Annotated in this window: 4 protein-coding genes and 1 pseudogene; 1 reads left to right on the top strand and 4 read right to left on the bottom strand. The window is 69.4% G+C overall.

Annotated features, from left to right (window positions below; all coding sequences use genetic code 11):
- Positions 1–34: 34 nt before the first annotated feature.
- The 3 genes from ACFVJS_RS25070 to ACFVJS_RS25060 form a co-directional block, all read right to left on the bottom strand.
- Positions 35–1,036 (bottom strand): inorganic phosphate transporter, encoded by a 1,002-nt coding sequence (locus ACFVJS_RS25070; protein WP_165111312.1) that lies wholly within the window; start codon positions 1,034–1,036, stop codon positions 35–37.
- Positions 1,037–1,046: 10 nt separating this feature from the next.
- Positions 1,047–1,664, bottom strand: coding sequence for a DUF47 domain-containing protein (locus ACFVJS_RS25065; RefSeq protein ID WP_378886091.1), 618 nt, complete (start codon positions 1,662–1,664; stop codon positions 1,047–1,049).
- 81 nt (positions 1,665–1,745) lie between these two features.
- Positions 1,746–3,941 (bottom strand): RNA degradosome polyphosphate kinase, encoded by a 2,196-nt coding sequence (locus tag ACFVJS_RS25060; protein ID WP_378886089.1) that lies wholly within the window; start codon positions 3,939–3,941, stop codon positions 1,746–1,748.
- A 117-nt stretch (positions 3,942–4,058) separates the two neighbouring features.
- Here ACFVJS_RS25060 and ACFVJS_RS25055 point away from each other — a divergent pair, with 117 nt between their 5' ends.
- The gene (locus ACFVJS_RS25055; RefSeq protein ID WP_378886087.1) at positions 4,059–5,117 is read left to right on the top strand and encodes an alpha/beta hydrolase; all 1,059 of its coding nucleotides are present in this window, start codon (positions 4,059–4,061) and stop codon (positions 5,115–5,117) included.
- An 88-nt stretch (positions 5,118–5,205) separates the two neighbouring features.
- On the opposite strand, the pseudogene ACFVJS_RS25050 reads toward ACFVJS_RS25055, so the two are convergent.
- A pseudogene (locus ACFVJS_RS25050) lies at positions 5,206–6,879 on the bottom strand (hypothetical protein); the annotation flags it as partial.

Below are 6,879 nucleotides of genomic sequence, written 5' to 3'. Positions count from 1 at the left end.
AGACACGGGTCAGATGCGCCGACTCGGCTTGGTTTTACGGGAGCTGGAAGACGAAGTGGCAGAGCAGGTAGGTCAGCGCTGCGACGCCGCCGGCGGCGGGGAAGGTGAAGACCCAGGCGGCGAGGATCGACTTCGCGACACCCCAGCGGACCGCGGAGAACCGCTTGGTCGCGCCGACACCCATGATCGCCGAGGTGATCGTGTGGGTGGTCGAGATCGGGGCCTCCCAGACGTACGCGGTGGTGTAGAGCACCGAGGCGGCGACCGACTCGGCGGCGAAGCCGCGCGAGGGGTCCAGGTGGATGATGCGGCGGCCGAGGGTGCGCATGATGCGCCAGCCACCGGACATGGTGCCGAGCGAGATCGCCGTGGCGGCCGCGGCGATGACCCAGAACGGGAGACCGTCACCCTCGGAGAGGAAGCCGCCGGTGACCAGGGCGAGGAAGATGACACCCATCGTCTTCTGGGCGTCCTGGAGGCCGTGACCGAGCGCCATGGCGGCCGCCGAGATCGTCTGGGCGATCCGGAAGCCCTTCTGCGCCTTGTGCGGGTTGGCACGGCGGAAGATCCACATGATCGCGAGCATCACGCCGAAGCCGAGGCCGAAGGCGACGAACGGCGAGACGAACATCGGGATGACGACCTTCTCCAGCACCGTCCACCAGTTGACGAACGCGCCGGCGGCGATCGCCGAACCGGCCAGACCGCCGATGAGGGCGTGCGACGAGGAGGAGGGCAGGCCGAAGTACCAGGTGATCATGTTCCAGGCGATGGCGCCGAGCAGGCCGGCCATCACGACGGTCAGACCATGCGCACCCGATGGTGGCGTGATCGTGTCGGAGACGGTGTGGGCGACCTTCTGGCCCAGGAAGGCGCCGACGAAGTTCATCACCGCCGCGAGCAGAAGGGCGATGCGCGGCGTGAGTGCGCGCGTGGACACGGAGGTCGCGATGGCGTTGGCGGCGTCGTGGAAGCCGTTGGTGTAGTCGAAGACCAGGGCGACGACGACCACCGCGATGACAATGGCGAGTTCCATCTGAGCAGGCTCAGGATTCCTTGACGGCGATCTGCTCGACGGTGTTCGCGACCTTCTCGAAGCCGTCGATCGCGTCCTCGAGGGACTCGACGATGTCCTTCAGCTTGAGGACCTCGAGTGCGTCGTACTCACCGGAGAAGAGCTTGGCGAGGATGCGGCGGTGGTTCTTGTCGCCCTGGTTCTCGAGACGGTTGATCTCGATCCAGTATTCCGAGAGCTCCTTCATCGAGCGCAGGTTCGGCATCGCGGAGGCGGTCAGCTCGGCGCAGCGCTGGAGCACGGTGACCTGGTCGGAGAGCTCCGGGGGCAGGATGTTGACGCCGTAGACGAAGATCTGGTCGACGACCTCGTCCATCGAGTCCATCACGTCGTCGAGACCGGAGCCGAGGGCGTAGATGTCCTCGCGGTCGAACGGCGTCACGAAGGTGGAGTTGACCTTCTTGATCAGCTCGTGGGTGGTCTCGTCGGCGGCATGCTCCGCGTCGCGCATGCGTCGTGCGACGTCCTCACGGTCGGCATTGTCGCTGAGCATCTCGGCGAGCAGCGAGACACCGCCGACGAGGTGGTTGGCGGACTCGGTGAACAGGTCGTAGAACGACGTGTCGACCGGGCGGATTCGGAAACGCACGGGGGGCTCCTGGCTGGATGAGGCAGACCTGCGGGCTCATGTTAGGCGAGTCCGCTTGACACGACGAAAGCCAGGGCGTGTTCAGCCCGCCGAGGCGCGCCTGCGCTGACGCTGCCGTGTGATCAGCATCGCCTGGAGATGGTTGGGAGCGTGGTTGCGGGTCCACGTCCCGTCGGACCCGAGGATCCAGCAGTCCGTCGACGGTTCGAATGCCAGGTCGAACAGTGCGCCGACCTCGGCGACGAGCTCCGGTGTGGGAAGACGTACGAGGGCCTCGACCCGGCGGTCGAGGTTGCGGTGCATCATGTCGGCCGAGCCGATCCAGGCGCTCGGACCGTCCCCGTCGTCGGGCGTGCCGTTCTCGAACCAGAAGATCCGCGAGTGCTCCAGGAACCGGCCCAGGATCGAGCGCACCTCGATGGTCTCGCTGAGTCCCTCCACGCCTGGACGGAGTGCGCAGATGCCCCGCACCAGCAGCTGGACCGGCACGCCCGCCTGCGACGCCAGGTAGAGCGCGTCGATGACGGCCTCGTCCACGACGGAGTTGGCCTTGAGGCGGATCCTCGCCGGCCGCCCGGCCAGATGGTGGGCGATCTCGGCGTGGATCTGCTCGATCAGGCCGCTGCGTACGTTGCCGGGGGCGACCAGGAGCTGTCCGTACGTCGCCTCCCGGCTCCAGCCGGAGAGGTTGTTGAACAGGTGGGCGACGTCCTCGCCGATGTCCTCGTTGGTGGTGATCAGCCCCATGTCCTCGTAGAGGCGGGAGGTCTTGGGGTTGTAGTTGCCGGTGCCGATGTGGGTGTAGCGGCGGATGGTGCCGTCGGGCTCCTCGCGGACCACCATCGCCAGCTTGCAGTGGGTCTTCAGGCCGACCAGACCGTAGACGACGTGGCAGCCGGCCTGCTCGAGCTTGCGCGCCCAGCGGATGTTGGCCACCTCGTCGAACCGCGCCTTGATCTCGACCAGCACCAGCACCTGCTTGCCGGCCTCGGCGGCATCGATCAGGGCGTCGATGATGGGGGAGTCGCCGGAGGTGCGGTAGAGGGTCTGCTTGATCGCCAGCACCCGCGGGTCCGCCGCCGCCTGCTCGATGAAGCGCTGCACGCTGGTCGCGAACGAGTCGTAGGGGTGCTGGAGGAGCACGTCACCACGCCGCGCCGCCTTGAAGACGTCGACCGGCGCGGCGCTCTCGACGGGAGCCAGAGCCGGGTGGGTGGTCGGCACGAACGCCGGGTACTTCAGCTGCTCGCGGTCGATGTCGGCGATGCCGTGCAGCCCGCGCAGGTCGAGCGGACCGGGCAGCCGGAAGACCTCCTTGTCGGAGATGCCGAGCTCGGAGACCAGCAGGTCGAGCGTCGAGGCGGTCATCGACTCCTGCACCTCGAGGCGTACGGGAGGGCCGAAGCGCCGCCGGAGCAGCTCCTTCTCCAGCGCGGTGAGGAGGTTCTCGGCGTCGTCCTCCTCGACCTCCAGATCCTCGTTGCGGGTGACCCGGAAGGTGTGCACCTCGAGGATCTCCATGCCGGGGAAGAGCTTGTGCAGCCGCTCCCGCATGACCTCTTCGAGCGGCACGAAACGGTCGTCGCCCAGCGGCACGAAGCGGGTGAAGATCGGCGGCACCTTCACGCGGGCGAAGTGCTTCTTCTTCGTCTTCGGGTCGCGCAGCCGGACCGCGAGGTTGAGCGAGAGGCCGGAGATGTAGGGGAAGGGGTGGGCCGGGTCGACCGCCAGCGGGGTCAGCACCGGGTAGACCCGCTCCTTGAACAGCTTCTTGCAGGCCTTGACCTCCTCGGGGGTGAGGTCCTCCCAGTGCAGCAGCTGGATGCCCTCTTCGAGCAGCGCGGGCTTGACCTGGTCGCGGAAGACGTGGGCGTGTCGCTCGGAGAGCTCGCGCGTCTTCTTCCAGATCAGCTCCAGCACCTCGCGCGGCATCAGCCCGGATGCGGCCCGGACCGCGACCCCTGCCGCGATCCGCCGCTTCAGCCCGGCCACCCGGACCATGAAGAACTCGTCCAGGTTGGAGGTGAAGATCGCCAGGAAACGTACGCGCTCCAGCAGCGGCAGCGTGTCGTCCTCCGCCAGCTCCAGCACCCGCTCGTTGAACCGCAGCCACGACAGCTCCCGATCGAGGAAGCGGTCCTCGTACTTCTCGACCTCGGCCAGCGCCTCGTGGTCGGGGAGGTATTCGGGCTCGACGTCGAACGGCTGGTCGGGAACCGCGGTCAGGCTCACGGTGTCCTCGGCCGAGCGGGTGGGGGCCTGCGGGTCGAGACTCATGGGGCCAGTCTTTCATCCGAGGGTGGGTTTGAAACCGTCGATTCCACGGTACGTTCCGGAGATCGTCTGGTGAACTACCTGCTACACGATGTCCCTGGTAACCGGTAGTTTGGGCGCATGTCGATTCTTCAGCGCGCGTCGTCCGTGATCGATCCCGTGGTGGCGCCTGTGGTGACCCCGCTCAAGGGGCTGGCATTCGCGGCGGCGTTGAACCTGCCGGCCGCGGTGCAGCGGCGGATCGTCGGCAAGCCGGTGACGTACGACGGGCAGACGCTCGCCGTGGACACGCAGATGATGCTCGCGCTGATGAAGGTGTCGGGGGAGCCGGACCCGTCCACGCTGCCGATCCCGAAGGGGCGGGTCGCGCTGCTGCGGCAGTCGCAGCTCGGCGGCGGTCGTCAGGAGATCGGGTCGGTGCGTGAGCTCTGGGTCGCGGGGCTGAAGGCGCGGCTCTACGTCCCGGAGGGGGCGTCGGGCAACGCTCCGCTGCTCGTCTTCCTCCACGGCGGCGGCTTCATCTTCGGTGATCTCGACAGCCACGACGCTCCGTGCCGGCTGCTGGCCAGCGAGTCCGGCGTCAAGATCCTCTCGGTCGACTACCGGCTGGCGCCGGAGTCGCCGTTCCCGGCGGCGTACGACGACTCGGTCGCAGCGTTCCGGTGGGCGGTCGAGCACGCGGCCGAGCTCGGTGCGGACCCGGCCCGGATCGGGGTCGGTGGCGACTCCGCCGGCGGCAACCTGGCGGCCGGCGTCGCGCTCGCGGTCGGCGAGGCCTGCGCGTTCCAGCTGCTCGTCTACCCGGTGACGCAGTCGGAGGCGAACACCCGCAGCCGTGAGGATCTGAGCGAGGGCTTCTACCTGACCGCCGACTTCATCGCGGCGGCCACCAGCAACTACCTGCCCGAGGACACCGACCGCCGCGACCCGCGCCATGCCCCGCTGCACGCGGAGATCCCCACGAGCGGGGTCGCCCCGGCGTACGTCGCGACCGCGGGGTTCGACCCGCTGCGCGACGAGGGTGAGGCGTACGCCGCCAAGCTCGAGGAGGCCGGGGTCAAGGTCGCGCACAAGCGCTTCGCCGACCAGATCCACGGGTTCCTGAACGTGGTCGGCGCCGGGCGTACGTCACGTGCCGCTGTGCTCGAGATCGCGCAGGTCCTGCGCGACAACCTCTGACTTCTCGGGCAACTCCTGCACTTCTCAGGTGTTGCAATGCCTGAGAAGTGCAGGAATACCCGGTTGACCGGGTATTCCAGCGAGCCGCTCAGCCGGCCATATCCGGGCGCCAGCGGAGAACCTCCCGCTGGAACGCCTCGGCGTCGACCATCGACTTGTCGACCTGGACCGCACCGGCCTCGTCCGTGTTGAACTCGACGACCCACTCGTCGGTCGCCGGCTCGCCCTTGATGGTGATGTCGGTGTGGGTGTCGTAGAGGTCGTAGGTGTGGGTCTGCTCGTCCTTGCGTACGTCGAGCACGCCCTCCTCGGTGACCGTGACGGTGCTCTCGGTCATGAGCGAGCCGTCCTCGGGCTTGAAGGTGCGGACGGTGAGCTTCTTGGCGGGGGCGGCCTCGACTTCGCGCTCGCCCTCGGCGGCGGGCGCTTCGTCAGCAGGCTTGGTCGGCTCGGGCACAGTGTCGGCGCCGGGGATCTTGGCCCCGGGGAACCTGCCGGACTCGGCAAGCTTGACCGCCGCCAGCCAGCCGCTCGAGCGCTGGGGGAGCGAATCGCTCGGGGTGTCGGGCAGGTCGGCGAGCGCATCTTGAGGCGCCGCCGACTTCTTGTTGCCCTCCTTCTTGCCGGTCGGTCGCTCGGGCAGGTTCACGGGAGCGGTCGGGGGACCTGCGGCGGGTGCGGCCGATGAGGCGACCGGTGCGGGCGCGGTGGTCTCGACAGGCTCGACCACCGGGCGGCGCTCGACCGGCTGCTCGAGGGGCTCGACCACGAGGCGCTCGGCGGGTGCGTCCGGGATGGGGAGGCTCGCCTCCGGCGGGTTCGGCGTCGCGGCGAGGGTGAGCTCGAGAGCCTGCATCGCGCGCTTGTTGGTGCTGCCGCCCTTGACCGCGAGCATGACGGCCTCGCGCAGGTCGGCGAGCTGCTTGGCGAGCTGGGCGCTGCGGCGTTCGGCGATCTGCCGGTCCACGATGGCCTGCTCGACCAGCTGGGTGTTGTGCAGGATCGAGGCCTCGACGGCCTGACGGTCGATCGCCTTCTGGCCGGCGACCTCCTCGGCCTCGGCCCGCAGGCGCACGGCCTCGGCGGCCTGCTCCTGGACCTCGGCGAGACGATTCATCATCTCCGTCATCCGGCGCTCGGCCTCTTCGCGCTCACGGGCCTGCGCGGTGATGACCTCGGTCATCGACTCGTGGGCGGTACGCAGCGCGGTCTCCGCCGCGCGACGACCCTCGTTGGCCTCGGTCGCAGCGCGCTCGGCGGCGCGCCGGCCCTCCAGCGCCTGCACGGCGAGGTCGGCGTGCTCGGAGGCGCGCTGGTCGGCCGCGATCCGGGCGAGGTTGGCGGCCTCGGCCGCCTGCTCGGCCTGCGAGGCCAGCTCGGTGAGCTGCCGGTAGCGCTCCTCGTTCTCGTTGGCCTCGTGCGCGGCGGCAGCGGCGAACTCGGCGTACTGCTTCGCGCTCTTCTCGGCCTCGAGACGGGCGTCGTTGGCGGCGTCGGCGGCCTTGAAGGCGCGCAGCGCGGCCTCCTCGGCCTCGGTGCGGGCGGCGAGGGCCTCGGCCGCCACGGCGTACTGGTCCGCTGCCGCGGCCTCGGCCGCGGCGCGGGTCATCGCGTGGTCCTCGGCGTTGGCGTCGGCGGCCTTGCGGTCCTCGTAGGCCTCCTTGGCGGCCTCCTCGGCCTTGGCGCGTGCGGTCGCCGCCTCCTCGGCGGCGGCGTAGGCGGCCTCGGCCGCGGCCTCGGCCTCCTTGCGCGCCTTCTCGGC

It is taken from the genome of Nocardioides sp. NPDC057772 (assembly GCF_042798075.1).
GTDB lineage: Bacteria > Actinomycetota > Actinomycetes > Propionibacteriales > Nocardioidaceae > Nocardioides.
Note: the sequence above shows the minus strand (reverse complement) of the source record. Positions and strands in the feature narration are given on the sequence as shown.

Bases quoted from the DNA above. Each gene is read 5' to 3' on its own strand.
- ACFVJS_RS25055 (WP_378886087.1), top strand. From the start codon at position 4,059: ATGTCGATTCTTCAGCGCGCGTCGTCCGTGATCGATCCCGTGGTGGCG.
- ACFVJS_RS25070 (WP_165111312.1), bottom strand. From the start codon at position 1,036: ATGGAACTCGCCATTGTCATCGCGGTGGTCGTCGTCGCCCTGGTCTTC.
- ACFVJS_RS25060 (WP_378886089.1), bottom strand. From the start codon at position 3,941: ATGAGTCTCGACCCGCAGGCCCCCACCCGCTCGGCCGAGGACACCGTG.